This window comes from Streptomyces sp. cg40, assembly GCF_050320165.1.
Lineage (GTDB): Bacteria > Actinomycetota > Actinomycetes > Streptomycetales > Streptomycetaceae > Streptomyces > Streptomyces hokutonensis.
Map to the genome: position 1 here is coordinate 2,601,337 of NZ_CP190128.1, position 26,972 is coordinate 2,628,308.

The 26,972-nt window shown below is 69.6% G+C and carries 21 protein-coding genes and 1 pseudogene; 14 read left to right on the forward strand and 8 right to left on the reverse strand.

What is annotated here, in order from left to right:
- Window positions 1-17 precede the first annotated feature (17 nt).
- Together ACQHII_RS11500 and ACQHII_RS11505 are read right to left on the reverse strand one after the other, a co-directional pair.
- Entirely contained in the window at window positions 18-1,394 is a 1,377-nt protein-coding gene (locus tag ACQHII_RS11500) for an Nramp family divalent metal transporter (protein WP_427919204.1), read from the reverse strand.
- A 455-nt stretch (window positions 1,395-1,849) separates the two neighbouring features.
- Window positions 1,850-2,593, reverse strand: coding sequence for a hypothetical protein (locus ACQHII_RS11505; RefSeq protein WP_427919205.1), 744 nt, complete (start codon window positions 2,591-2,593; stop codon window positions 1,850-1,852).
- 169 nt (window positions 2,594-2,762) lie between these two features.
- On the opposite strand from ACQHII_RS11505, the gene ACQHII_RS11510 reads away from it, so the two are divergent.
- From ACQHII_RS11510 to ACQHII_RS11525, 4 genes are all read left to right on the forward strand, one after another.
- Window positions 2,763-3,932, forward strand: a complete 1,170-nt coding sequence (locus ACQHII_RS11510) for an alpha-hydroxy acid oxidase (protein ID WP_427919206.1) — start codon at window positions 2,763-2,765, stop codon at window positions 3,930-3,932.
- A 140-nt stretch (window positions 3,933-4,072) separates the two neighbouring features.
- Window positions 4,073-4,879 (forward strand): fumarylacetoacetate hydrolase family protein, encoded by an 807-nt coding sequence (locus ACQHII_RS11515; protein ID WP_427919207.1) that lies wholly within the window; start codon window positions 4,073-4,075, stop codon window positions 4,877-4,879.
- Between the two features lie 74 nt (window positions 4,880-4,953).
- A complete protein-coding gene (locus ACQHII_RS11520; RefSeq protein WP_427919208.1) occupies window positions 4,954-5,517 on the forward strand; it encodes a nuclear transport factor 2 family protein in 564 nt (187 codons plus the stop codon).
- Window positions 5,518-5,545: 28 nt separating this feature from the next.
- Complete coding sequence (locus ACQHII_RS11525; RefSeq protein WP_427919209.1) at window positions 5,546-6,547, forward strand: D-2-hydroxyacid dehydrogenase family protein; 1,002 nt, start codon at window positions 5,546-5,548, stop codon at window positions 6,545-6,547.
- 14 nt (window positions 6,548-6,561) lie between these two features.
- Here ACQHII_RS11525 and ACQHII_RS11530 read toward each other — a convergent pair whose 3' ends face one another.
- The gene (locus ACQHII_RS11530; RefSeq protein WP_427925566.1) at window positions 6,562-6,687 is read right to left on the reverse strand and encodes a hypothetical protein; all 126 of its coding nucleotides are present in this window, start codon (window positions 6,685-6,687) and stop codon (window positions 6,562-6,564) included.
- A pseudogene (locus ACQHII_RS11535) lies at window positions 6,683-6,835 on the reverse strand (winged helix-turn-helix transcriptional regulator); the annotation flags it as partial. The gene ACQHII_RS11530 and the pseudogene ACQHII_RS11535, both read right to left, overlap by 5 nt.
- Before the next feature lie 149 nt (window positions 6,836-6,984).
- Here ACQHII_RS11535 and ACQHII_RS11540 point away from each other — a divergent pair.
- Window positions 6,985-10,497 (forward strand): indolepyruvate ferredoxin oxidoreductase family protein, encoded by a 3,513-nt coding sequence (locus ACQHII_RS11540; protein WP_427919210.1) that lies wholly within the window; start codon window positions 6,985-6,987, stop codon window positions 10,495-10,497.
- A gap of 94 nt (window positions 10,498-10,591) precedes the next feature.
- Here ACQHII_RS11540 and ACQHII_RS11545 read toward each other — a convergent pair whose 3' ends face one another.
- Window positions 10,592-11,689 (reverse strand): amidohydrolase family protein, encoded by a 1,098-nt coding sequence (locus ACQHII_RS11545; protein ID WP_427919211.1) that lies wholly within the window; start codon window positions 11,687-11,689, stop codon window positions 10,592-10,594.
- Between the two features lie 190 nt (window positions 11,690-11,879).
- On the opposite strand from ACQHII_RS11545, the gene ACQHII_RS11550 reads away from it, so the two are divergent.
- Genes ACQHII_RS11550 through ACQHII_RS11560 form a run of 3 tightly spaced genes read left to right on the forward strand, consistent with a single transcriptional unit; the run spans window position 11,880 to window position 15,102 of the window.
- Complete coding sequence (locus ACQHII_RS11550; protein ID WP_427919212.1) at window positions 11,880-13,052, forward strand: acyl-CoA dehydrogenase family protein; 1,173 nt, start codon at window positions 11,880-11,882, stop codon at window positions 13,050-13,052.
- A 60-nt stretch (window positions 13,053-13,112) separates the two neighbouring features.
- On the forward strand, window positions 13,113-13,853 hold the full coding sequence (gene fabG, locus ACQHII_RS11555; RefSeq protein ID WP_427919213.1) for a 3-oxoacyl-ACP reductase FabG: 741 nt from the start codon (window positions 13,113-13,115) through the stop codon (window positions 13,851-13,853).
- Window positions 13,854-13,887: 34 nt separating this feature from the next.
- The gene (locus ACQHII_RS11560) at window positions 13,888-15,102 is read left to right on the forward strand and encodes an acetyl-CoA C-acetyltransferase (protein WP_427919214.1); all 1,215 of its coding nucleotides are present in this window, start codon (window positions 13,888-13,890) and stop codon (window positions 15,100-15,102) included.
- 2 nt (window positions 15,103-15,104) lie between these two features.
- Here the strand turns inward: ACQHII_RS11560 and ACQHII_RS11565 are convergent, their stop codons facing one another.
- From ACQHII_RS11565 to ACQHII_RS11575, 3 genes are all read right to left on the reverse strand, one after another.
- Window positions 15,105-16,328, reverse strand: a complete 1,224-nt coding sequence (locus tag ACQHII_RS11565) for a PucR family transcriptional regulator (RefSeq protein ID WP_427919215.1) — start codon at window positions 16,326-16,328, stop codon at window positions 15,105-15,107.
- A 675-nt stretch (window positions 16,329-17,003) separates the two neighbouring features.
- Window positions 17,004-18,140: an amidohydrolase family protein gene (locus tag ACQHII_RS11570; protein WP_427919216.1), complete on the reverse strand. Its 1,137-nt coding sequence runs from the start codon at window positions 18,138-18,140 to the stop codon at window positions 17,004-17,006.
- A gap of 64 nt (window positions 18,141-18,204) precedes the next feature.
- Entirely contained in the window at window positions 18,205-18,663 is a 459-nt protein-coding gene (locus tag ACQHII_RS11575; RefSeq protein WP_427919217.1) for a Rieske (2Fe-2S) protein, read from the reverse strand.
- Window positions 18,664-19,031: 368 nt separating this feature from the next.
- Between ACQHII_RS11575 and ACQHII_RS11580 the strand changes: the two genes are divergently transcribed.
- The 6 genes from ACQHII_RS11580 to ACQHII_RS11605 all read left to right on the forward strand — a co-directional run bounded on the left by ACQHII_RS11580 (window position 19,032) and on the right by ACQHII_RS11605 (window position 26,924).
- Window positions 19,032-19,964 (forward strand): PDR/VanB family oxidoreductase, encoded by a 933-nt coding sequence (locus ACQHII_RS11580; RefSeq protein ID WP_427925292.1) that lies wholly within the window; start codon window positions 19,032-19,034, stop codon window positions 19,962-19,964.
- 395 nt (window positions 19,965-20,359) lie between these two features.
- Window positions 20,360-22,498: a hydantoinase B/oxoprolinase family protein gene (locus ACQHII_RS11585; RefSeq protein ID WP_427919218.1), complete on the forward strand. Its 2,139-nt coding sequence runs from the start codon at window positions 20,360-20,362 to the stop codon at window positions 22,496-22,498.
- Window positions 22,499-22,509: 11 nt separating this feature from the next.
- The gene (locus tag ACQHII_RS11590) at window positions 22,510-24,606 is read left to right on the forward strand and encodes a hydantoinase/oxoprolinase family protein (protein ID WP_427919219.1); all 2,097 of its coding nucleotides are present in this window, start codon (window positions 22,510-22,512) and stop codon (window positions 24,604-24,606) included.
- A 55-nt stretch (window positions 24,607-24,661) separates the two neighbouring features.
- Entirely contained in the window at window positions 24,662-25,312 is a 651-nt protein-coding gene (locus ACQHII_RS11595) for an NADPH-dependent FMN reductase (protein WP_427919220.1), read from the forward strand.
- A 20-nt stretch (window positions 25,313-25,332) separates the two neighbouring features.
- Entirely contained in the window at window positions 25,333-26,184 is an 852-nt protein-coding gene (locus ACQHII_RS11600) for an SCO6745 family protein (protein WP_427919221.1), read from the forward strand.
- Entirely contained in the window at window positions 26,181-26,924 is a 744-nt protein-coding gene (locus tag ACQHII_RS11605) for an MBL fold metallo-hydrolase (protein ID WP_427919222.1), read from the forward strand. The genes ACQHII_RS11600 and ACQHII_RS11605 overlap by 4 nt, the downstream gene beginning before the upstream one ends.
- The last annotated feature ends 48 nt before the right edge of the window (window positions 26,925-26,972 follow it).

Sequence of the window (26,972 nt, forward strand, 5' to 3'; positions counted from 1 at the left end):
TCCGTGCTCATACGGGCTCAGCCGCCGAAGAACTGTTGGCGGATCAGCAGGGAGTTGAGCACGGTGATCAGGGCGACGCAGCTCCAGGCGAAGACGACGGTGGGACGACGATTGGCATGGACGCCCATGACGTCCCGCCGGGAGGTCAGGGCGACCAGTGGTGCCAGGGCGAAGGGAATGCCGAAGGACAGCACGACCTGGCTCAGGACGAGGGCGTCGGTGGGGTTCAGGCCGGCCGCCAGGACGGCGATGGCGGGAGCCATGGTGATCGCTCGTCGAAGGAGCAGCGGTATGCGGATGTCGAGGAAGCCGCCCATGACCACCTGCCCGGCATAGGTGCCGACGCTCGCCGAAGAGGCGCCGGAGGCAAGGAGCGCGACGGCGAACGCGAGTGCCGCGGTGCCGCCCGCGAGGCGGCCGAACTCCTCGTGCGCCTGCTGGAGAGTGGTCAGATCGGCGAGGCCCCGTTCATGGAAGAGCTTGGCGGCGACGGCGAGCATGGCCATGTTCACCAGCCCGGCGAGTCCGAGGGCGATGATCACGTCGAGCCGTTCGAACCGCAGCACCCGCCGTCGCTCGGCGTCGTCTCGGCAGGCCATGCGGCCCCTGGTCAACGCCGAATGAAGGTAGATGGCGTGTGGCATCACGGTGGCCCCGACGATGCCGACCGCCAGATACAGCGAGTTGGAGCCGTCCAGGCCCGGCACGAGCCCGCGCAGTGAGTCGTGCCCCGTCGGGCCGATACGCAGCGTCTCGTACAGGAAGCCGGCGAGGATGATGCCCAGCAGCGCGGCGATGGCGAGCTCGAAACGGCGGTAGCCGTGTCGTTGCAGTTCCAGGACGGCGAACGCGATCACCCCGGTGATCAGTCCTGCGGGGAGCATCGGCACCCCGAAGAGCAGGTTCAGCCCGATCGCGGCGCCGAGGAACTCGGCGATGTCGGTGGACATCGCCATCAGTTCCGCCTGTGCCCACAAGCCCCACACGACCGGACGCGGGTAGTGCTCGCGGACCAGTTCGGGAAGGTCGTGATCAGTGACGATCCCGAGTTTCGCCGACAGGTACTGGATCGGCATCGCGATCAGGTTCGCCAGCAGCACCACCCACAGCAGCAAGTAGCCGTACTGCGCGCCGGCTTGCAGGTTGGTTGCGAAATTGCCGGGGTCGACGTAGGCGATCGCGGCGACGAAAGCCGGGCCGAGCATCGCCAGCGTGGCCCGCAGACGCCCCTTGGCCAGCAGTTGTTCGAGCGGGCTGGGGATGCCCGCGCCGGACCGGGCCGGAGCGGTCGCGCTCGCGGTGTGTCCGTCGCGAAACCCGGCGATCCGTGCCCGCCGCCCGGCCATGAGGCGGTCGGCCGGCGAGCTGCCCGGCGGCCGGTCCGGTTTGGGCATGAACACTACGGTGCTCGCTTTCTGAGGTCACCGGCTTCGGGCCGGTCTTCGTGCGGTGGACCGCCCATACGACCTGGCGGCGCGAGCTCCGCACGGTAAGCGGCATCGTGTGGGGCCAGCGCCGGAAAGACATCTGCGCGGGTCTCGGTCGTCCCGGCGGACAGGGCTCGGCACCGTCCGCCGGGAGGACGTGCTGTTCGGCTTGCGGCGACCATAACCGCGGCTTCCTGGCGGCCACGCTGCCGCGAACAGGTCTTGTTCCGGTGGACAACCGCGCGGGGCCGATCCTGGTGGGCTTCCACCAAGAAGCCGGGCGCGGTGGCGCGTTCGTTGACCCGCGCGGGAAGCCCGACTTACATGACCTTCCGCGTCCTCCCGGGCGTTGGAGCAACCGCGGGCGGAGCCGGAGAGGTGCGGTGATGATCGTGACGGTGGCCGCAGGGCGGGCGGGGCGGTCAACCGGCCCGGCCGGGTTCGGCCGCGGCCGCCCGGCGGCCGCTTCGGCGTACGGGAGGCCGCACCGAGCTGAGGGCGTAGGCCCTCATGGTCGCGGTGTCGGCCGCCGTGCTCTGCTCGTGCGTCCCGGCCGAGTCCCTGGCCGCCCGGATCGCGGTGTCGAGGTCCTCGCCGTAGATCTCGTAGAGGGCGGCGAACGGTCCCGCGGAGTCGGCGCCACCGGCGGGTACGGCGGAACGGGAGCGGAAGCGCTGGCCGGTGGCGAACCCGGCAAGGGTCAGCCCGTCGCGGATGTGCGCCCGGTCGTACCACTCGTGGTACTCCTCCTCCCTGCCGGCCACCGGGGCGAGGAAGAAGACGAGCAGGTCCCTGGGGTGCCGTTCCCGGAATCCCGCCGGGAGACCTTCGACGCGCAGCTCCGGGCGGAACTCCTCCAGCACATGAACCCGTGTCCGCCCGGGATCGGCGGCGGTGTCCAGCCGCCCGGGCTCCAGCAGGCCGGTCAGCGAGTCCACGACGGCGGCCACGCCGGTGGCAGCCACGCTCAGTTCGGCCAGCACGGCCGTGCTGCCGGGCGGTGGCGGAAATGCGAGGAACTCGGCTCGCGCCACGAACTGCTGGGCACTCTCCACCCCCGGCACATCGAGAATCCCGGGAAGGAAATCTCCGGTCAGCCAGGATTCGAAGCGCTCGGACTGATCCGCAAGCGGCTCCAGAAAGACAAGGGCGATATTTCGACTCATCAGTCATCCATTCTTTTCGGGGTTGTCGACGGGCCACACTGCAATATCGCGCAGGTCGCGTCAAGGCATCTGCGCAGACTTTGAGTTGTGCGCGACTCGATCAGCACACGAGGAATACTGCCGACGATTTTTCGTGTGCGGGACCCCGCGGACCGAGAGGTGGAAACCAGTGATTCTCAATATTGACGACTATCGAGCCGCAGCGAAGCGCCGCCTACCGAAACCGGTCTTCGACATCATTGACGGCGGCGCTGCCGACGAGCGCACCCTGCGACGCAACCGGGAGGCTTTCGACCAGATCGCGCTGCGGCCCCGCTCCCTGGGCGACGCGGGCGAACGCGACCTTTCGACCACGGTCCTGGGCGAGCACGTGTCCCTGCCCGTGCTGCTCGATCCGGCCGGTTTCGCGCGCATGGCCCACCGTTCCGCGGAGTTGGCGGTGGCCCGCGCTGCCGCGGCGGCCGGGGTCGTGTACGGCGTGAGCACGGTCACCAGCTTTCCGCTGGAGGAGGTGGCCCAGGCATCGAACGGCCCGAAGTGGTTCCAGCTCTACCCTCCGGCCGACCGGCAGGCCTGCGCCGAGCTCATCGACCGGGCGAAGGCGGCCGGGTACAGCGCGCTCTGCGTCACCATCGACGGCACGGTCGGCGGCAACCGGGAACGGGACCGCAGAAACCGGATCAGCGTCCCCTTGCGGGTGACCCCGGCCATGCTCGCGCACGGCGCGCTGCGCCCCCGCTGGGCCCTGGACTTCCTGCTCGGCGGCGCCGGGCGCGGATTCCAGGGCATGAAGGGCGTCGACAACGACTTCGCGCGACGCGGCCGCTCCGTCTCCGAGGCCGGGCAGGCCATCGCGGCCACCGCCCGGTCGGTGTCCGCGCCGGAGATCGCGTTCATCCGGGACCGCTGGTCCGGCCCCATGGTGATCAAGGGAGTGCACCGCGGTGACGAGTGCGATCTCATGATCGGGCTGGGCGCCGACGCCTTCGTGGTGTCCAACCACGGAGGCCGCCAGCTCGACGGAGTGCTGTCCTCCATCGAGATCCTGCCCGAGGTGGTCGCGGCGGTCGCCGGACGCGCGGAGGTCTATGTCGACAGCGGCTTCCGCCGGGGCACGGATGTGGTGAAGGCACTCGCGCTCGGCGCCCGCGGCGTGCTGGTGGGGCGTCCGTACCTGTTCGGGCTGGCCGTCGGGGGCGAGGCCGGCGTCACGGGTGTACTCGGCGTCTACCGGCGCGAGATCGACAACGCGATGGCGCTGCTGGGGTGTTCGTCGCTCCGTGAACTTCAGGGCTCCACCGTCCAGCTCCTTCCCGGATTCGCCGGACACCGGCCGTGAAAAAGGCCCGGGGATTGTAGCCGCGTACACATTTCGGCGGCGGTCCTTGTCCGCCGTTCCCATATACGGTCGATCTGTTGTGCGGCCGGGAGCCGGCAACGCATTATTCAGCACACCTTCGATTCAATGAGGATTCGGTCATGCGACTTGCGACATTCGTCGCCCCCGGTGAGTCCGGCCCGCGCAGTGGAGATGTCCGGGACGGGGTGGTGGTGAGCTTCGACGGCAACCCCTCGGTCGCGGACATTCTGGCGACGGCGGATCGGCCCGTCGCCCGCGGGCCGGAATTCGCGCTCACGGACGTACGGCTACTCGCCCCTTTCCGACCGCGTGCGGTGTTCATGGTGGGCGCCAACTACAAGGCACATGTCGACGCCGCCGCGAAGGTCGGGAAAATGCCCGACTGGCTGGCACCCGGCGAGATTCCCTGCCTGCTGAAGGGACCGGGCAGCCCGGTCGGACCGTCCGACCCCGTGGTGCGGCCACCGGAGATCAGGAGCCTGGACTACGAGGGCGAGCTGATGGCGGTGCTGGGCCCCGGCGGTCGCCCCGTCGGCTACGCGGTCGCCAATGACATCTCGGCCCGCGACGTGGGGGACCGCTGGCAGCTGACCCGGCACAAGGGCGGCGACACCTTCTGTCCCTGGGGCCCGTGGATCACCACGGCCGACGAGATACCGGATCCGTACGCGCTGCGGTTGCGCACCTGGGTCGACGACGAGCTGCGCCAGGACGGAAGCACCGCGGAGATGATCGTGCGGATACCCGAGATCGTCGACTACATCGGCAAGACCATCGCCGTCCGGCAGGGCGATCTGCTGCTCACCGGAACCCCGGCCGGCACCGCCGCGGAGATGACCGATCCGCGGTGGCTCCAGCCCGGGCAGCGGGTGCGCGTCGAGATCGAAGGGCTCGGCAGCATCGAGAACACGATCGTCGCCGGCTGAGACGACCGGTGTCGGCGCGGGTTCGCCGGCGCCGCACCGGCATTCCCGCACCGACCACACACGAGGAGGTCAGCATGACGCAGCTTTCGGTATCCGAAGTGGCCGCGGTACGGGACGAACTCGCCCGCGCCGAGATCCGCGACGCCCTGTTCCGCTACTGCCGTGGCGTCGACCGCGCCGACGAGGACCTGATCCGCTCCGCCTACCACCCCGACGCCCATGACCGGCACGGCAGGTACGACGGTCCCTCGCACGCCTTCGCGACTGCTCATGTCGCGCGGATGCCGTCAACGGCCGAGGGGATCCAGCATCTGCTGGGCAACATGCTCATCGAGCTGGACGGTGACAGCGCGCGGGTGGAGACGTACTTCATCGCCGCCTACCGGCCGAAGGCCGACCTCGACGTGGTCGCCATGTTCGGGGGACGCTATCTGGACCTCTTCGAGCGTCGCGGCGGCCCCTGGCTCATCGCCAACCGGACGGTCGTCAACGACTGGACCTTCCGCCACCCACTGCCGCGCGACACGGCGGGCGACGCGGGCTATCCCCGAGGCCGAAGCGATATCGAGGACCTGGTCTTCCACGCCGCCACCTGGGCGGTCCCGCTGCCCGCCGACACCGCGAAGGCCCAGCCGTGACAGCACCCGACGGTCCGAGAGGAGAACGATGACAACCAAAGTGGCATCGCTCGACGACTTCGAGGGCGAGACCGTCGCCCTGTGGCCGTGGAGCAGGCTCGGCGACCGGATATCGGTCACGCCCGTCCCGCACATCAGCGACGTCGGCGAACTGGCGCATCGCCTGGAACCGTTCGAGATCATCGTCGCGATGCGCGAACGCACTCCCATCACAAGGGACTTGGTACGGCGCCTGCCCAACCTCCGGCTGCTGGTGACCACCGGCCCCGGGAACGCCGCGCTGGACCTCACGGCACTGGCCGAGCACGGGGTCACCGTGTCGGCGAGCTGCTACAGCGTCGACTCGACCGTGGAGATGACCTGGGCGCTCCTGCTCGCGGCGGCACGCAGGATCCCCGCACAGGACCGGGCGATCAAAGCGGGGCGGTGGGACCATCTGATCGGTCCCCAACTCTACGGGCGCACCCTGGGACTTGTCGGACTCGGCCGCATCGGCAGCCGCGCGGCACGGGTGGCGCAGGCGTTCGGCATGCGGGTGACTGCCTGGAGCGAGAACCTCACCGCCGAACGCTGTGCGGAGGTCGGGGTGGAACTCGCCACCAGGGAGGGTCTCTTCGGGGAATCGGACTTCGTCTCCGTGCACATCCTCGGGAGCGAACGCGCCCGAGGGTACGTCACCGCCGCCGACATCGCGAGGATGAAGAAGTCGGCGTATTTCGTGAACACCTCGCGCGGCTTCATCGTGGACGAGGCCGCTCTGGTCGACGCGCTCGCAGCGGGAGCGATCGCCGGAGCCGGGCTCGATGTCTTCGTCGACGAGCCGCTGCCCGAGGACCACCCGCTGCGCGGCCTGGGCAACACCGTCCTCACCCCGCACAGCGGTTATGTGGCCGTGGACCTGTACGAGCAGTGGGGCCGCGAGATCGTGCACGACATCGAGACCTACCTGAACGGCGAACCGGCCAACACCATCTCCCCGGAGCAGCCGTTCCTGGACATGGCGCGGTGGCGGTGGGGCTCCCAGGACTGACAGGCCACGACGGGTCAGCGGTCCCGTGGCCGGCGACCGCGCTCATGCGGCTGCTGAGCCCGGCCCATCTCCAGGATCAGCGGGAGCACGCGCTGCCGCACCCGCTCGCTCAGGACGACCTCCGTCTTGGTCCGAACCACACCCGGCAACCATGCCCTCCCGCTCCAACCGGGCCAGACGTGACTGAACCGTGCCGCGGGCGGCGCCGAGGATCCGGGCGTATTCCCGCATCCCCGCCCGCGGCTCCTCCAGGAGAAGGCGGAGCAGCGCTGTGTCCAGTTCATCCACAGGTGCCGACGGCCCTTCATCAGCTACGAATCGCCCCCACCTGAACCAACTACCCAGTCAAATGCACATCCTTGTGACCCACTTGCGTATTGCAGTTCCAGCACTTGAGCCATCTGACCTGTTCCTGTGAGTAGAAGCGGCGGTGCGTCATGTCTTCTGCGGTGATTTCAACAGCGTCAACGGGCGGTGGCTTCGCTCTGGACGACCGCTACCGGAACGAGGACGGAATGGTCTACACGACCGGCGTCCAGGCGCTGGTGCGCGTGCTGTTGGACCGGATCAGGCACGACCGGCGCGCCGGGCGGGACACCGCGGCCTTCGTCTCCGGCTACGAGGGCTCGCCGCTGGCGGGCTTCGACCTGGAGCTGGCCCGGCAGTCGGCCTTGCTCGCCGAGCACCGCATCGTGCACCGACCCGGCCTCAACGAGGAACTGGCCGCGACCTCGGTGATGGGAAGCCAACTGGCCGGGGAAGCAGGCACCTTGCGGCCGGACGGCGTCACGGGCCTCTGGTATGGGAAGTCCCCGGGCCTGGACCGGGCGAGCGATGCCTTCCGGCACGCCAACCTGGTCGGCACCCAGCCCCGGGGTGGCGCGGTCGCACTGGTCGGCGACGACCCGTTGGCCAAGTCCTCGACCGTGCCGTGCGCCTCCGAACACGCCCTGGCCGACCTGGGGATACCGATCTTCTACCCGGCGGACTGTCAGGACATCCTGGAGTACGGACTGCACGCGGTGGAACTCTCGCGGGCCAGCGGCGTATGGGCCTCGATGAAGGTGGTCACCAACGTCGCGGACGCGGCCGGCACCGCACTGGTGCCCCAGCACTGGAGTGCGCCGACACTGACCGGCACCGGCGCGTACGGTCACCGGCCCAGCGCACATCTGCTGGGCGCCGGGCTCGCGGCACTGGAGCGCAGCCTGCACACCGTACGCCTGCCGCTGGCACTGGAGTACGTGCGCGCCAGCGGGGTGAACAGGATCACCCGGAGCACCGCGGCCGACCGGATCGGCGTCATCGCCGCCGGCAAGTCCTACCTCGACCTCCAGCAGGCGCTGCGCGCCCTGGGCCTGGACGGGAACGCCCTGGCCCGCCACGGGATCAGGGTGCTCAAGCTGGGCGTCATCCATCCCGTCGATCCCACCGTGGTCCGGGAATTCGCGACCGGGCTCACCGAGATCGTGGTCGTGGAGGAGAAGCGGTCCTTCGTGGAGTCCGCCGTCAAGGAGATCCTTTACGGGCGGCCCGACGCGCCGGCCGTCCACGGCAAGACGGGGCCGGACGGAAGGACACTCTTCAGCGGCATCGGCGAGCTCGGCCCGGACACGATCGCGGCCGCGCTGGCCCGCCGGTTCGACGCGCACGGCGGGATCGAACCGGTCGGCGCCTGGCAGCGGCGCCGCCGCCGGGAGCGCGTCTCGCTGCCCTTGTTGTCCAGGACGCCGTACTTCTGCTCCGGCTGCCCGCACAACTCCTCGACCAAGGTGCCCCAGGGCTCGCTGGTGGGCGCCGGTATCGGCTGCCACACCATGGCGGTACTGATGGAGCCGACGCAGGTGGGCACGGTCGTCGGGCTGACCCAGATGGGCGGGGAGGGCGCCCAGTGGATCGGCATGGCGCCGTTCGTCGAGGACCGGCACTTCACGCAGAACATCGGCGACGGCACTTTCACGCACTCTGGCAGCCTCGCCGTGCGCGCGGCCGTCGCCGCGGGCGTCGACATCACCTTCAAGCTGCTCCACAACTCGGCGGTTGCGATGACCGGCGGCCAGCAGGCGGTCGGCGCGCTGCCGGTCGAGCGGGTGGCATCGCTCCTCCTGCTGGAGGGCGTGACCAGGGTGATCATCACCAGCGACGCCCCCGGTCGGCTGCGCAAGGCGGCGCTGCCCCGTGGCGCCGAGATCCGCCATCGCGACGAACTGCTCAGCAGTCAGCGGGAGTTGGCCGCGACCCCTGGGGTCACCGTGCTGATCCACGACCAGGAGTGCGCCGCGGAGAAGCGGCGCAAACGACGCCGTGGCACGGCGCAGGCTCCGGCCGCCCGGGTAGTGATCAACGAGCGGGTGTGCGAGGGATGCGGCGACTGCGGAACCAAGTCGAACTGCTTGTCCGTGCAGCCGGTGGCCACCGAGTTCGGACGCAAGACCCGGATCCACCAGTCCTCCTGCAACGTCGACTACGCGTGCCTGGACGGCGACTGCCCCTCGTTCGTCACCGTGCTGCCCGGCAAGGGCCGGGCCCGCCGGGCGCTGCCCGATCTGTCCGCCCAGGAGCTTCCCGAGCCCCGGCACACACCCGGCGCGACGGACTTCACCGTGCGGATCACGGGGGTCGGCGGCACCGGCGTCGTCACGGTCGCGCAGATCGTAGCCACGGCGGCAGTGGTGGCCGGCCGCCAGGTCCGCGCGCTCGACCAGACGGGTCTGGCCCAGAAGGGCGGCGCGGTGGTCTCGGACCTCAAGGTCACCTCGGACGTAGTGGAGCAAGCCGCCAAGCTGGCCGCCGGAGAGTGCGACCTGTATCTGGCCTGCGATTCACTGGTGGGCGCCGACCCCCAGCACCTGGAGGCCGCAGACCCGGCTCGGACCACTGCGGTGGTGTCCACCAGCGAGGTGCCGACCGGCCGGATGATCGTGGACACCTCGGTGTCCTTCCCCGAAGAGCCTGGCATACGGTCCGCGATCGACGCGGCCAGCGCGCGGACCTGTTACGCGGACGCGCGGGAACTTGCCGAAGCGCTCTTCGCCGACGACCAGTACGCCAACGTCCTGCTCCTCGGCGCGGCCTACCAGAGCGGCGCGCTGCCCTTGCCCGCCGCGGCCGTCGAACGGGCCATCGAACTGAACGGCTCCGCCGTGCGACGCAACATCCAGGCGTTCCGGCGCGGGCGGCAGTCGGTGGCCGACCCCGACGCCCTGTCCGCGCTCACCGCCCCCGCACCGTCCTCCGCCCCCCGGCCCGACACGGCGGGTGCCGCTGAGGTAAGGGCCCTGGTCGGCGCGCGGCCCGGCACGGAGCTGGCCAGACTGCTCGACATCCGGATACCGGATCTGATCGCCTACCAGAACCGGGCCTACGCCCGCGGCTACGCCGAATTCGTGGAGCGCGTGCGTCGGCTGGAGGCGGGCGCCACCGAGGTGACCGAGGCGGTGGCCCGCAACCTGTACAAGCTCATGGCCTACAAGGACGAGTACGAGGTCGCCCGGCTCTGCCTGGACCAAGAGCTGACGACCGACATCCGGGCCCGGTTCGGCGCGGATGCGCGCTACTCCTACCGGCTGCACCCGCCGGTGCTCAGGGCCCTGGGGCTGAAGCACAAGATCGGCCTGGGGCGCTGGTCCCGCCCCGGTTTCCGTCTGCTGTACGCGCTGCGCCCGGTCCGCGGCACCCGGCTCGACCCGTTCGGCCGTGCGAAGGTCCGCCGGGTGGAGCGGGCCCTGGTCCAGGAGTACCGGCAGGCCGTCCTCGACGCCCTGACCGCCGGACGGCCGGACGACTGGGCCGTTGTCGTCGAACTGGCCGCCCTGCCCGACATGATCCGCGGCTACGAGGACATCAAGCTGGGAAATGCGGCGGCCTACCGCGAGCGCGTGGCCGAACTCCTTGGCCGGCTGCGCGACGCGCAGGCGCCGGACGGGCAGCCCATCCCGTCCGGCGGCTGAGGCGACAACCCGCGGGAACCGCCCGGGAGGCGGCGCCGCGCGGCCGGGCCACAGCGGCGTCCGCACTCTTGGGTCTCCTCCTGGAGACCTCACATCAGAAACGGTAGAACGCCCGGGCGTTGCCCGACATCAGCTTCTCCTGCGCCGGCGGCGTCATCGCGTCCAGGAGCACCTGGATGTCGTCGTCGTGCCGGTGCGGATAGTCCGAGGCGAACATCAGCATGTCGTCCGAGCCCAGCCAGCGCACGATACGCGCCAGTTCCTCCGGCGGTCCGGCGTCCAGCGGCGCGACCGTGAAACGGACCCGGTCGCGGAGCAGCTCCCAGACCGGCTCATTGAGCCAGGGCACGTCCCGGCGGGCGCCCTTGCGCTTGGCCTCCATCCGCCACCAGATGGACGGCAGCCAGGTGAAGCCGCCTTCCTGGAAGGTGACGCGCAGATCGGGGAACGCCTGGAAGGTGCCCTCCCCCACGATGCTCAGCAACTGCATGATGTACGTGGCCTGTTCCGCCGCATACTCCTCGGCGTACCACGACGCCCAGCCGGTCGGTGTCGGGGAGAACTCCGATGTCCCACCCCAGTGGAGGTTCATCGCCAGGCCCTTGTCGACAAGTGCGGCGATGACCGGATGCCAGAGCCGGTTGCCCCAGGGCCGGTCGGTCCGTACCGGCAGCATGACCTGGACGAAGCCGGGGTGGCCGCCGACCCGCCGGATCTCACGGACCATCTCCTCGGGGTGGTGCCCGGGGACGACCATCGACGCCCGCAGACGCGGCTCCTTGTCCAGCCACTCATGGATGATCCAGTCGTTCACCGCTCGGGCGATCATGGGACCGACATCGGGATGCCTGATCCAGTCGATGCCGTAATAGCAGTTGAGGATCGCGAGATCCACCTTGAGGGGATCCAGCAGATCTGCCCTGAGGAGCGAGACATCGGACGCCGCGGGCCGTCCGTCGGCCGGCCGCCATTCGGGCCGGACGGTCGAGGGGGCACCCGAGGGATAGGTGTACTCCACCGCGGGCACCGGCCCGGTGAAACCGCGTTCGCGGACATAGGCCTGCCAGTGGTCCGACATATAGGGCATCAGCGCGCCGAGCGAAGGAACCACGGCATGGACGTCCGCATCGATCACTGGTCCGTCCCACTTGGCACGGAGATCGAGCGGAGAGGTCGTCAGGACGCCGGTCATGAGCGCTCCTTTCTCTGTACTCACGGTCGTCCTGAACGCTAGACGCTTCCGGTCGGAAGGGAGCCGACCGCGATAGGTCTTGTCCCTGATAACAAAAGCCCGACTGGTTCGTTGTATCCCCCGACCAGCATGGATGACATTTCCCAGTCACCCTTGGGAACCGGGTGACCCGCTGTCATGCTGGTTGATTATGAGCGAACCGACCGTTGCACCCGATGAATTCGCGGATATTCTGCACCAGGTTCGACACTTCATACGGAACGAAGTAGTACCGCGCGAAAACGAAATCGTCGCCACGGACCGTGTGCCGGACGATATCCGCCGAGCCGCCGCCGCGATGGGACTTTTCGGCTACGCGATCCCGCCGGAATGGGGTGGCCTCGGCCTCGACCTGGCGCAGGACGTCGAGCTGGCGATGGAATTCGGCTACACCACACTGGCTTTCCGGTCGATGTTCGGAACAAACAACGGCATCGCGGGCCAGGTTCTGGTCAACTTCGGGACCAGCGCCCAGAAGAAACGCTGGCTCGCTCCTGTCGCCACCGGGGAGGTCATCGCCTCGTTCGCGCTCACCGAGCCCGGTGCCGGATCGAATCCGGCCGGTCTCCGGACCTCCGCACGCCGTGACGGAGACTGCTGGGTGATCGACGGCCAGAAGCGGTTCATCACCAACGCCCCGGTGGCGGGGCTCTTCGTGGTGTTCGCGCGCACCAGGGAGCGCACCGCCGCCGACCCGGGCATCTCGGTGTTTCTCGTCCCCTCGGACTCACCAGGCGTCGGAGTGGGCCGGAAGGACACGAAGATGGGCCAGGAGGGCGCCTGGACGGCCGATGTCGTATTCGACTCCGTCCGGGTGCCCGAGGAGTCCCTGGTGGGCGGCGACGAGCAGGCCGGGTACCGCGCAGCCATGACCTCGCTGGCCCGCGGCCGGGTCCACATAGCGGCGCTGGCGGTCGGCACCGCCCAGCGCGCGCTCGACGAATCGGTGGTCTACGCGGCGGCGAACACGCAGGACGGGGTGCCCATCGGTACGCACCAACTCGTCCAGGCCATGCTCGCCGACCAGTACACAGGTGTCGCGGCCGGCCGGGCGCTGGTCCGCGAGACGGCGGCCGCCTATGTCAGCGGCCGGGACCGGCGGATCGGTCCGTCCGCCGCCAAGCTCTTCTGCACCGAGATGGCGGGGGAGGTGGCCGACCGCGCTGTGCAGATCCATGGCGGCACGGGGTACATGCGGGACGTCCCGGTGGAACGGATCTACCGAGACGTACGGCTGCTGCGCCTGTACGAGGGAACGAGCGAGATCCAGCGCCTGATCGTCGGCGGCGCCCTCGTCCGCGGGCACAACGGCTCCGCGCCCTGACGGGGCGCCCGCGGGACCTTCGACCACGCCATAACGCCTCGAAGTCGGAAGGAAACGACAGTGGCACATCTGGAGGGCCGGAGCGCAGTCATCACCGGCGGTGCGCAGGGCATCGGCTTCGCCATCGCCGAAGCGTTCGTCAAGGAAGGGGCACGGGTGGTGCTCGGCGACCTCGACCCGGAGGCGACACAGGCCGCGGCGAGCAGACTCGGCGGACCCGACGTGGCGATCGCCGTACGGTGCGACGTGACCAGTTCATCCGAAGTGGACGCCCTGCTTCATCGGACACTGGCTGCTTTCGGGTCACTGGACGTCATGGTCAACAACGCGGGAATCACCCGCGACGCCGGCCTGCGGACGATGACCGAGAGCCAGTTCGACGACGTGATCAACGTGCATCTCAAAGGCACCTGGCACGGCACTCGACTGGCCGCCGCCGTCATGCGCGAGCGCGGAGCCGGCGTAATAGTCAATGTCTCCTCCCTGTCAGGCAAGGTCGGGATGGCCGGCCAGACCAACTATTCGGCGGCGAAGGCCGGGATCGTCGGCCTGACCAAGGCCGCCGCGAAGGAGCTGGCCCACCACGGCGTCAGGGTGAACGCGATCCAGCCGGGGCTGATCCGCTCGAAGATGACCGAGTCGATGCCGCAGCGGGCGTGGGACCAGAAGATGAGCGAGATCCCGATGCGACGGCCGGGCGAGCCGGCGGAGGTCGCGGCGGTCGCCCTGTTCCTGGCTTCGGACCTGTCCTCCTACATGACCGGAGCCGTGCTGGAAGTCACCGGCGGACGGTTCATGTGACCACCGCACCGGACACCCGGAGAGGTCGCGTGCCATGCGAGATGTAGTGATCTGCGAACCCGTCCGCACTCCCATCGGCGGCTTCGGCGGCTCCTTGAAGAACCTGACCGCGGCCGACCTGGGCGAGGCCGCCCTGCGCGGCCTGCTCACCCGGACCGGCCTGGACCCTGCCGCCGTCGAGGAGGTCGTGCTCGGCCACTGCTATCCGACAAGCGAGGCACCGGCCATCGGACGGGTGGTGGCCTTGAACGCAGGTCTCCCCGTCACCGTGACGGGCCTCCAGGTCGACCGGCGGTGCGGGTCGGGTCTCCAGGCGGTGTTGCAGGCGGCACTGGAAGTCCGGGCGGGCGTGCGGGACCTGGTCGTGGCCGGCGGGGCCGAGAGCATGAGCAACGCCGCCTTCTACACCACCGACATACGGTGGGGCGTCAAAGGGCAGGCCGTGGCTTTGCAGGACGGGCTCGGACGTGGTCGCGTCACCGCCGGCGGACGCCTGCATCCCGTACCGGGAGGCATGCTGGAGACGGCGGAGAACCTGCGTCGCGAGTACCGCATCCCCCGCGGGGAACAGGACCGGCTCGCAGTCGAGTCCCATCGCCGGGCGGTCGCGGCACAGCGCGACGGTGTGTTCGCCGAGGAGATCGTGCCGGTGTCCGCCTCGACGAGGAAGGGCGAGTTCCTCGTGGACACCGACGAACATCCGCGCCCGGACGCGTCGTTGGAGACGCTCGGCAGGCTCCGTCCGGTGCTCGGCAGGAACGACCCGGAAGCCACCGTGACCGCGGGCAACGCCAGTGGACAGAACGACGCCGCGGCCGTCTGCGTGGTGACGCACCGAAAGCGGGCCGAGGCACTGGGCCTGCGCCCGCTGGTCCGGCTGGTCGCGGCGGGCGCCGCGGGCGTCGCACCCAGGGTCATGGGGATCGGCCCGGTGCCCGCCACTCGTGCGGCGCTGGAGCGGGCCGGGCTGAAGTTCTCCGATCTGGACCTGATCGAACTCAACGAGGCCTTCGCGGCCCAGGTGCTGGCCTGTACCCGGGAGTGGGGATTCGGTGAGACGGATTTCGACAGACTCAACGTGCACGGCTCTGGGATCGCGCTCGGCCACCCGGTCGGTGCCACCGGAACCCGTATGCTCGGCGCTCTTGCACGGGAGCTGCACCGGCGCGAGGCCCGGTACGGGCTGATGACCATGTGCATCGGCGGTGGCCAGGGGCTGGCCGCGATCTTCGAGCGCGTGACACCGTGACGTCACGGGTGCAGCGGTACGACCTCCGCCGTGTCCTCGGGCAGGGCGGAGGCATCCATGGCCGGCCGCTCGCCGTGCACCACCCGGCGGCGCGCGAAAGCCCACCACACCTCGGAATGCACCTCCGCCGACTTCAGTGACCGCCCGGTGATCTCTTCGAATTTCCGCAGGCGGTACCGGACGGTATTCACATGGAGAAAATCCGACTTGGCCGTCTCTGCAAGGCCGTAGTCGGATTCCAGATAGCGAGCCACAGTGGCCAGGATCGCCCGCCCCGAAGCGCCGAGACGTGCCACTGGCTCTATGTACCTGGCGACCAGGACATCGCCGACCTCGTTGTCCGACAGCACGCTCGGATACAGTCCGAGCGAGTCCAGTGACTGCTGACCGTGCAGTCCGAACGCCACCGAGGTCTCGTGCGCCCGGCTTGCGCGCAGAAACGCGTTGGCCACCGCGGAGAGCCCAACGGGGCCGGTGACGCCTATGGGCACGGGCGCCGGGGTCGGCGGCAGATGCTCGACTATTCCGCAGACATCCCCGTTGATACAGGTGGTGAGGCCCGGGCCTCCGCTGCACAGGTACTGGGCGATCCCCGCAGGGGTGTGCTCCGGCGTGGGCCTCGCGCGCACCGCGTAGAAGCGCCTGCTGGAGTTGAGGCCGTACCGCTCGAACTCGCCAGGGGCCGCAGCGGCACCGGAGCCGTCCAGGAGCACGCTCCGCACCAGCTGGGCGGCCCGGTGGTCCACGGTGTCCGCGGGCGCCTGGGTGCCGCCGTGCGCCCGCAGTACGGCGAGAAGCCCCGCGTCAAGCCATTCCGCCAGCAGCTCGGACAGCAGGACGAGTTTCGGCGCCTGGAGGATGTTCGGCGCCATCCTGGCGGCCCGCCGGTTCAACTCGGTCCGGTAGAGATGGAAGACCTTCACCGCCTCGTCGACCGGTATGCCCTGTTCGGCACGGAGCACGGCCCAGGCCCTGCATGCCTCGAAGTACTCGGCGTCCGGCTGGCGGCGGTGGGCGATGGCATCGCGGACCATGTGGGAGACGCCGGGACTCCAGAACGGTTCGTAGCCCCAGTTGCGAAAGGACGGGAGATCTCGTCTGGCTCGGTCCCACGTGCCGCGCTCGACGCTCTCGATCGCGTATACGGCGGCGACGAAGCCGCTCCACTCCGCTGTGCTGTCGACCGCCCTTGTTGAGCGGAGGATCTGCCCTGACTGCGTTGTCATGGAATCCTCTTGGGTCCTGGTTGCCTAGCCCGTGCTTTCGATGGTTCCTGTTCGGGAGGAATGGATACTGCTCGGCGTCGGGATCGGTCCTGTCGACGGCCCGGAGGTTCAGGAGCCGCCATGCTGCGGCTTTCCGGATCGAACCCAGATGATGCGGCCGGAGGATCCCAAGTAGTCGCATACTACCTAGTATCAGACCATCGTCAAGGTTCTGCGCAAGCAACGTTCGACCCTCGTCTCACGGCCGGCGGCGTATGTGGTCCGGTGGCTGCTCCCTGGGCACATGCCGGGCCCCGTCGGCATGCGGACATCCCGGTGCCGCGGTCGCGCCTCGGTCGGCCAGACGGCGCCGGGATCACCGCGCTCACAGCTGCAGGCGCGAGACCCTCTCGGCCACGCGGGCCGGGCTGCTGGAGCCGTGAGGTTCGGCAGTCACGGCGACGGCGACCCGGAAGCCCCCGGGGACAGCGACGCCGGAAGCGACGGACAGCGAGGCACGGATCTTCCCGCCGGCCCGGACCGGCGCGGCGAAACGAGCCCTGTCCAGCCCGCAGTTCACGCCGGTGACATCGGCGAACGGACTGAACCGTTCCTGCTCGATGACCGTCCAAACGTCTGCACCAATGTGGGTGCCGACGGCTGCGACGGATCAGACAAGGGCGGCGACCACCCGTGTCACGTGTTCCGCTCCGGCGCGCCCGAGCCTCCGAGGCCCAGCCCGTACAGCCGGTCGGCCGTCCGCCACATGATGTCCTCCAGGGTTTCCGCGGGCAGTTGGCTCGGCAGCGCCTCGGTGGGCGAGTCGAAGTCCCAGTGCGGGTAATCGGTGGAGAACATCAGCCGGTTCTCGGGGAAGAGACCGCTGAACTGTTCGTAGATCTCGCGGAACCACGGTTTGTGCTCGGGCTCTTCTGCGGGCTGAGTGGTCACGTACAGGTGCTCCGCGATGTATTCCGATGGTTTGCGCCGGAGGTCGGGAACCTCGTCGCGGAGTGTCGTCCAGATCCGGTCCAGGCGCCATGCGTAGGGGGCGAGCCAGGACCAGTTCGCTTCGAGCATGGCGATCTTCAGCTCGGGGTACCGGTCGAAGGTGCCCTCGAAGATCAGGCTCGCGATATGGCCGTAGGCGGAGAGGGGATGGCTGACGTGGCTCTCATAGAAGTACGAGGCCGCCGGGAACCCGCTGGAGACATGCAGGGCGATGGGCAGGCCGTGGTCGACCGCCGCCTCGATGACCTTGTGGTAGCGGGGGTTGCCCAGCGGAGAGGTCATGCGGATCGGCAGGAGGACCTGCGCCCATTGCCCGCTCGACTCACGGCACCGGTGGATTTCCGCGGCCGCCGCCCGATCGTCGTCGAACGGCGTGGAGATGGAGCCGAGCCAGCGCTTGTCCGGGCCGAGCCACTTCTCGGCCATCCACTCGTTGGTCGCCCGGAGCAGGGCGTCGCTGAAGGCCCGTGGCTGGTTGCCGCCGAAGTGCGTGGGGAACAGCGCGTTCGTGGCGTTGAGGATGGCGTAGTCGATGTCGTACAGGTCCAGAAGCTGTTTGCGGGCGAAGTCCGCGTCTCCCCCGGGAACGTCGCCCTCGGGCCACGCGTCCATGCGGGCCGCGAACGGCCGGATGCCGACCAGTCCGGGGAACGGCCCCCGCGCGCCGAACTGTTCGAGATAGCGCCGCCAGCGCGCCGGCAGGAAGGCGGCGAGATGGTTCGCGCCGGGCCACGGATGCACGTCGCAGTCGACGATCGCGGCGGGCCGGCCGGCCGCGCGTCGTGGATCGGCAGTACTTGTCCCGACAGGAATCGCCGTCATGGTTGCCTCCTCAAGGGCAGCTGTGGCAGGGGGCGGTCGGGCCCGGTTCCCCGGTCCCCGGCCGCTAGCGGGTGGTGACCACCAGGTAGTCGTCCTCGACGGTGATCGGCACCCGCTCGGCGATGTACGGGCCTGGCACGAGTCGGGTGCCGGACTCCTGCTCGTCGGTCAACTCGGCCGCCAGTGACAGTCCTTGCTCGACGTGTACCGGATACGGCCGCAGACGGGTCCGCCGCGGGTCGAAATAGGACTGCCCGGTCTGGACGTCGAACTCCCAGCCGTGCCAGGGGCACTCAAGGAATGTCCGCTCGCCGGTGCGTACGTACTCCCCCGGCCGGCCCGAGGTGAGCTCTCCCACGAGCTGCCCCTCGCACATCGGCCCGCCGCGGTGGGGACACCGGTTGAACAAGCCGTAGAACTCGTCGTCGATGCGGAAGATTCCGATCGAGCGGCCGTTGACCTCCACCACGATATGTCCGCCGGCGGGGACGTCATCAGCCCGTGCTACAACGTATTTGGTCACCGTTGAGGTCCTCGCAGTCGATAGGACGTGCTGGTGCCGCCCCGCCCGTCGGCGTCACCGGCACGTCACTCCGCTCCCGTCCCAGGTCCCGCAGGACGCGAAGGGCCATGTAAGTCGCGTGCCGGAAGCGAGGTCAACGCGCCGGCGGCCGGCTCCGGCTTCTTCGTCGATGCCCACCAAGACCGGACCGGCAGGGTTGTCCTGCGGCACAACATCGGCCCGCGCCCCATCCCGCAACCGCCTGGCCACGGTTACGGTCCGTCCATGCCGAACGCCATGTCATACCCACCAGGCGGCGCCCGGTGACCGCGCACACCGGTACCGCCGCCGTCCGGTCGGAGGCCGGGACACTCCCTCGGCCTCCCAGGATCGAGGTCGTCGTCGAGGACACCTCCCCCGTGGCGGACGACGTCCTCGCTCTGCGCCTCGCGCGGGGCGACGGCGGAGCCCTGCCCGCCTGGGAACCGGGCGCCCACATCGATCTCTTCCTGGGCAACGGCCTCGAACGCCAGTACTCGCTGTGCGGCGACCCGCGCCGGAACGACAGCTGGACGATCGCGGTCCTCCACGAGCCCCGTGGCCGTGGCGGCTCCCACTGGGTGAGGACCCAGGTCCGCAAAGGGACGCAGCTCACCGTCCGGGGCCCGCGCAACAACTTCCCCCTCGTCGAAGCGTCCCGTTACATCCTGATCGCCGGCGGCATCGGCATCACCCCGCTGCTGCCCATGGCCGAGGAACTGGCCCGCCGGGGCGCCGACTGGCAACTGCACTACGGCGGCCGGGAGGCGGCGTCCATGGCCTTCACCGAGCGCCTGCGCCCATGGCCGGACCGGGTGCGGATCCGCCCGGAGACCGAGTACGGGTTGCTCGACCTCGATGCGATCCTCGGAGAACCGCACAGCACGACAGCGGTGTACTGCTGCGGTCCCGAGGGTCTGCTGGAGGCCGCGCAGACCCGGTGCCGGCGCTGGCCCGCGGGGTCCTTGCACATCGAGCGGTTCCGGCCGCGGCCCGATGCCCGGCAGGGCGAGGACCAGGACTTCGAGGTGGTGCTGGACCGCAGCGGCGTCACCCTCCAGGTTTCCGTCGGCGAGTCCATCGTGGACGTCCTGGAATCGACCGGGATCGAGGTCGACACCTCCTGCCGCGAGGGAACCTGCGGCACCTGTGAGACCACGGTGCTCGACGGTGTCCCGGACCACCGCGACTCGTTCCTGACCGAGGAGGAGCGGAACACCTCAGAGACCATGATGATCTGTTGCTCCCGGGCGCGGACGGCACGGATAGTGCTGGATCTCTGAGCACCCGCCCCACGCTCGGGTTTCCCCGAAATTCGGTTTCCTGACGGCAGACCCTACACCGATCTCCGAATATCTTTGGAGATCTGGACACAACATCCCGACACCGGTTGACCACCATTCAGGTCCTTCATAAATTCATCCGCCATCGGCATCATCACGCCTGCATATCGCTTCCCAGAATGCCCAGCAGTCCGTGCTCACGATCGAATCCGGGAGGACCGGTGTCACTTCTCGCTGACGCGGCGATGGAATCCGATGCCCTGCTCGACGGGCTCCCCGAACCACGTGAACCAGGATTCTGGGACGGGGTCAGGCGGGGATATATTCCCGCGAAGAATCTGTCGATCGACCCGTCGCTCCGACTCCACAGGGCAGCGGCCGAAGAAATCGACCCCGTGACCTACGAGGTCGTACGGTATTCGCTGCTGAACATCAACATCGAGCACAACGCTCTGCTGCAGAAGCTCGCGGTGTCCCAGGTCATCATTTTGTCACGGGACTACCAGACGGCTCTGCTCACCGAGGACGGGGAAGTCCTGTTCGTCGGGCCGGGAGTCCAGTACTTCGCGAACACGGCGTCCCTGTGCGTCCAGTACACCCTGGAGAACCGGTCGGGAAATCCGGGGATCCACCCCGGCGACATGTTCATCATCAACGACTCGTTCGTCGGGGCGCCGCACCAGATGGACACCTGCGTGGCCGCTCCGGTCTTCGTGGGCGACGAACTCTTCTGCTGGGTGACGAACACGCTGCACTACCAGGACGTCGGCGGAACCGCTCCTGGAAGCTTCTGCCACGATGCCACCGACGCGTTCCAGGAGGGGCTCCACTGGCCGCCCGTCAGGATTGTCGAGGCGGGACGGCTGCGCGACGACGTCGAAAGGCTCTTCGCCCGGCAGAGCCGTTTCCCCGAACTCGTCGGAATGGACCTCCGAGCGGCGATCGCGGCCGACGAGCACGCCCGCAGGAAAATAGCCGCGCTGGTCGGGCGCTACGGCGCCGATGTGGTCAAGGGCGTGATGCAGGGAACCCTGAAAGCGGGCGAGAGGCTGTTCGCCGAACGGCTGCGCTCCATTCCGGACGGCCGCTGGTCACACCGCTTCTACACCGAGGGCACGCTGCCGGGAGACCGGTCGGTCCAGACCCTGCAGGTGAACCTGACGAAAGTCGGGGACCGGGTGTACGTGGACAACCGGGGAACCGATCCGCAGGCCGGGTCGATCTCCATGACCTTCGGCCCCTTCGCCGGTTCCGTGCTCGCCGGGATGATGGGACAGATCGTCGCCGACCTCGGCGGAGCGTACGGTGGCGCCTACCGACTGGTGGAATTCCGCCTCGAACCCGGCACGATCCTGTGCGCCGACTACCCGGCAGCCGTCAGCCCCACCCCGTTCACCGCGACGAACCTGGTGAACGCGGTGGCGATCGCCACCGCGAAGATGCTCTCCTGCGGTGACGAGGCGACGGCCCGGCTCATCCTGGGCGCGCAGTTCACCCACCCGGGCGGCTCCACCGGCCTCGCGGGCGTCGATCTCAAGGGCGGCCAGTTCGTGGTGGCCGGCGGCGAGATGATGCTCGGCTCCTTCGGCGGATCCCCGTGGCGAGACGGTCCCGACTTCGGCGGGCACTGGTGGATCCCGTCCGGCATCGGGCCCAACGTGGAGGATCTGGAGTCGTTCAACCCCATCGTCTATCTCTACCGGCGGGCACTGCCGGCCGGCCTCGACGGAGCGGGACGGCACCGGGGCGGACTCGGCTTCGTGTACGGCATGACCCTGCGCGGCACCGCGGGGGGAATGGTGCTGTACACGATGGGCGAGGCGTTCCCCAAGGGCGCCGGCCTGCTGGGCGCCGCCCCGGGGAGCCGCGCCCACGTCAAGGTGGTCCAGGGCAGCGATGTCTTCGACCGGTTGCGGGACGGGCATGTCCCGGTCGGGGTGGAAGAGCTGGCGGGCGAGCAGCGGGAGCTGCCGTGGAAGACGCAGGGGCATCCGCTCGTCGACGGAGACGTGCTGGAGGGCCTCTTCCCCTCCGTCGCCGGCTGGGGGGACCCCCTGCGCCGGGACCCCGCCGCGGTACTGGTGGACATCGAGGAGCACGGCCTCACCGCGGAGGCGGCGGCCCGCGTGTACGGCGTGCTGCTCCGTGACGGCGCGGCCGGACTCGACGCGCAGGCGACGGCCCGGCGCCGCCGGGAACTGCGCGGACAGCGGCTCGCCGGCGCGGATCCCGGTGAGCCCGTCCCCGCCCCGCGGGGCGCGCGCAGGGTGGGCGAGCTGCTGCACGTGGTCGACGGCCGGTGGTGGTGCAACGGCGCGGACCTCGGTCCGGCGGACGGGAACTACAAGGACGCCGCCGTCGTCCGGGAGTCGCCGATACGGTCGATCGGCCCCGAGTTCGAGTGCTCCGACCCCGAGCTGGCCGACCGTGTCGTGCTGCGGGAGTACATCTGCCCGGTCACCGGATTCGTCATCGATTCCGAGATCGTCCTGTGCGAGCAGAGCCCGCTGCACGACCTCCACATCCGACTCTGAGGAGCACCGCCATGACCGCCTACAGCATCGGAGTCGACATCGGGGGCACGTTCACCGACTGCGTGCTGGTCGACGAACGGGGCCGGATCTCGACCGCGAAGACCCTGTCGACCCATTCGACGACGCCGACCGAGGGCGTACTGAACGGTCTGGGGCTGCTGGCCGCGGACAGCGGTCTCGCCCTGGACGAACTGCTCGTGCGCACCGAACGGTTCAGCCACGGCACCACGATCGGAACGAATCTGGTCGTGGAGCGCAAGGGCGCGTCCGTGGGACTGCTGGCCACCAAGGGACACGGCGACGCGTTCCTCATGATGCGCAGCCAGGGACGCACCAGCGGTCTCACCGGCGACCGCGTCTTCGACGCCCATCACGAGACCATGCCCGCTCCGCTCGTCCGCCGCCGCAACGTCGCCGAGATAGAAGAGCGCATCACCTCCGACGGCAGTGTGCTGGCCCCGCTGAACGAGATCCAGGCGCGGGAGGCGGTCGAGCGGCTGCTGTCCGGTGACGAGGTCGAGGCGGTCGCCATCGCACTGCTGTGGTCGACCGTCAATCCCCGCCACGAAATACGGCTCAGGGAGATCGTGCGGGAGGTGTCACCCGATGTCTATGTCAGCCTGTCCTCGGAAGTCTCCCCGCGCCAGGGCGAGTTCGAGCGGACCGTGGCTGCGGTGATCAACAGCTACGTCGGACCGGACTCACGGCGCTATCTGCACGAGTTGTCGCATGCGCTGCGGGACAGGGGGCTTCGCTCGCCGCTGTACATCATGGAGGCCGGTGGCGGCGTGGTACCCGTGGCCGAAGCGGGGCGGCGACCGGTGCAGGGCATCGGGTCGGGACCCGCCGGCGGTCTGGCCGGGACACTGTCCGTCGCCCGCGCGCGGTCGCAGGACAATGTCATCGCCACCGACATGGGCGGGACATCGTTCGAGGTCGGTCTGATCGTCGACGGCGTGCCGACCGTGTCGAGCCAGGAGATCCTCGACAAGTACACCTTTCACTCCACGCACCTCGACCTGCGGTCGATCGCCTGCGGTGGCGGCTCCATCGCCCGCTTCGACGAACAGAGCAGGACCCTGCGGGTCGGACCCGAGTCGGCCGGCGCCGATCCGGGCCCCGCGTGCTACGGAATCGGCACCCGGCCCACGGTCACCGACGCCGACGTGGTGCTGGGCCTCATCGACCCGCTGACGTTTCTCGGCGGCCGGATGACCTTGGACGCGGAAGCCGCCCGTCGCGCGGTCGGATCGGTCGCGGAGCAACTGGGCCTGTCCGTCGAGGAGACCGCGGCCGGCATCGTGCTGGTGAACGCGCACGCCGCCGCCACCCTGATCCGGCAGCGCACGGTCGAACAGGGCCTGGATCCCCGTGACTTCACGGTGTACGCCTACGGTGGCGCCGGTCCGGTCCATGCCTTCGCCTACGCGCAGGAGCTGGGAGTCGACGAGGTCGTGGTGCCGCTGGGCGACGGCGCGTCCACCCTGTCGGCCTACGGCGCGGCAGTGAGCGACCTCCAGCGATCGTTCGAACGCCCGGTCGCGCTGACCTCCCCCTTCGACGTGGAACGGCTGCGCACCGCGATCGACGAACTCGAACGCAGGGCCCGTGAGGCGCTGGCCGCGGAGGGCGTGACGTCCGGCGTCGTGATCGAGCGGACCGCAAGCATGCGCTACGCCGCACAGCAACTCCAGGAACTGCCGGTGCGCCTGCCGGAAGGCGGGATCGACGCGGCGTTCCGCGAGGAGGCCGAGCGACGGTTCACCGCCGAGTACGCCCGCCTCTACAGCGAGGCGGCGCTGGCCTTGTTCCAGGACATCGAGATCTTCAGCATCAGGGTCACCGCCCGGGTGCGGTCGGGCGTGGAGGCCGGCGCCACGGGCCCGGAGGACACGGCCTCGCAGTCGCCCGTCCCACAGGGAACCCGCGAGATCCACTGGCCCGGCACCGGACCGCGGGAGACCGAGGTGTTCACCGGCCGGCTGACGGCGGGAGCCACGCTCAAGGGACCCGCCGTCGTCGAACTCCCCCACACCACCGTGGCCGTGGCACCGGGGCAGAGCCTCTCCGTCGGTCACAACGGCACCCTGGTCCTGCGACTGACCTGACCGCGCCGACGGTTGCGCACCTCCCAGGCACGACGACACACGGACGGAGTGGCACGTGACAAGCAACGGTGAGCACCGCGGCAGGCCGCCGCACATCGTCGGGATAGGCGGCACGGTCCGTACCGGATCCTCAAGCGAACAGGCGTTGCGGATCGCCCTCGAACAAGCGGCCCGGCGCGGGGCGACAACGGCCTGCCTCGGCGGCGCGGAACTCGCCAGCCTGCCCATGTACGTCCCTGGCACGACCGGCGGCGGCCCGGTGGCCGACGACCTGGTGGCACAGCTGCGCCGGGCCGACGGGGTGATCGTCGCGTCACCGGGCTATCACGGCTCCATATCAGGGCTGGTGAAGAACGCGCTGGACTACACAGAGGAGTTGAGCGGCGACGAACGCCCCTATCTGGCGGGGCGGGCGGTCGGACTGGTCGTCAGCGCCAAGGGCTGGCAGGGGGCGGTGACCACCTTGGAAGCGCTTCGCTCGATCGTCCACGCCCTGCGCGGATGGGTGACACCGTACGGCGCCGCGATCAACTCCTCGGAGTGCCGCTTCGCCGACAACCGGTGCAGCGAACCGCGGATCGAGCAGCAACTACGCATGGTCTCGGACGAGGTACTGCATTTCGCCGGGCTGAGCCGGAGCCGGCCGGGCACGGACTCCCGGCGGCCGGACCACGACGCGACCCCGCTGTTGAGCGGTAACCGTTGATGCCCGGCGAAGGAGACCCGATGGCAATCCAGCCCACGCCCCGCCGGCTGTGGACCCTGTTCGAGTCGGTCCACGCCCTTCCGTACTTCTCGCCGGAGATGGCCCGGGCGCTGGAGAAGATCGGCCTCCAGGACTTCCACTCCGGGTATCTCGCCGCCAGGGCGGCCCCGCTGGGGCCCGTCGGACCCGCCACCGTGACCGCGCTCTTCTACAACTTCTCACCGCGCTCCGTCGAGGCCGGGATCCCGTCGGTGTGGCGGCTCACCTCTCCCGAGGCCGCACTCGCGGCACGCGTGGACGGCGCGGTGGCGGCGTTGCAGGCACTCGGCGACGTGGCCCACGACAGGAAACGGATCGCCGAGGCGGCCGACGTGGCCTGGGCGGCGGTCCGCGCGGCGGACACCGGCGGGCGGGCCCTCGGGGCCGCCAACGCCGCTCTGGACCGGCCGCGGGAACCCCTCGCCGCTCTCTGGCTGGCGGCCACCGCACTGCGGGAACTGCGCGGGGACTGCCACGTCGTCGCCCTCGTCATGGTCGGGCTGTCCGGCCTGGAATCGCTCCTGATGCGGGTGGGCAGCGACCTCCCGAACGCCCCCTACCAGACCAGCCGCGCCTGGACCGACCAGGAATGGTCGGATGCCCGCGAGCAGCTGGCCGGGCGCGGGCTGGTCGACGCCACCGGCTCGGTTACCGACGCCGGGCGTTCGCTCCTGCGCGAGGCGGAGGCGATCACCGACCGGCTCGCCGCACAGCCATGGGCGGCCGTCGGGACGGCGGCCACCGTCCGGTTCGCCGAACGGATCGGGCCACTGGCCCGGGCGGCCGTCGACGCCTGGCCGCCCGAGGTCTCGATCGGGCTGGAGAACGGATGAGGATCCTCCGGCTGTACCTCGGCAGCATGTCCGGCACCGCGCTGGGACCGGCCGCGCCCTTCTACGCGTACGCCGTCGTGCACCGCGACGGAGTGGTCCTGGTCGACACGGGCTTCGGCACGATGTTCGGCGGCGCCGAAGCGGCGGGGGAACTGCGTTACGGGGACATGAGGTGTTCATGGGTACGACGCACAGCGGTGGAGGCGCTCGCGGACCACGGAATCGAACCGGCCGAAGTCTCCATCGTGGTCAACACCCATCTCGGCGATCATTCCGGCGACAACTGCCTGTTCCCACACGCCCGATTCGTCGTGCGCGCCGCCGAGGTCGCATGGCACCGCGCGGGACACGCGCCACTGGCCGAACAGTCGCGGCCCGCATGGGACTTCCCCGGTGCGCGGCTCGAACAGCTCGGTCCGGCGGACACCGAAATCCTCCCCGGCATCACCTGCCTGTCCACCCCGGGGCACACGCCCGGACACCAGAGCGTCCTGGTGGAAGCCGACGGCGAACGCTCACTGATCGTCGGTGACGCCTTCTACACCACCGACTTGTGGCGGAACCCGGAGCGGCTCACCCAGGACCACCCCTTCTGGGACACCCAGATCCAGATGGCCGACGGGGCCGACCTCTGGCGGAGCTCTGCGGCCAGGCTGATCTCGCTGAACCCGACGACCGTGTACTTCGCCCACGATCACCGGCGTTCCACAGCGCACCAGGAAATGCCGGCGACGCACTGACCGACGACCGCGAACGCATTCGTCGTGATCTCACTTCGAGGAGCAGTT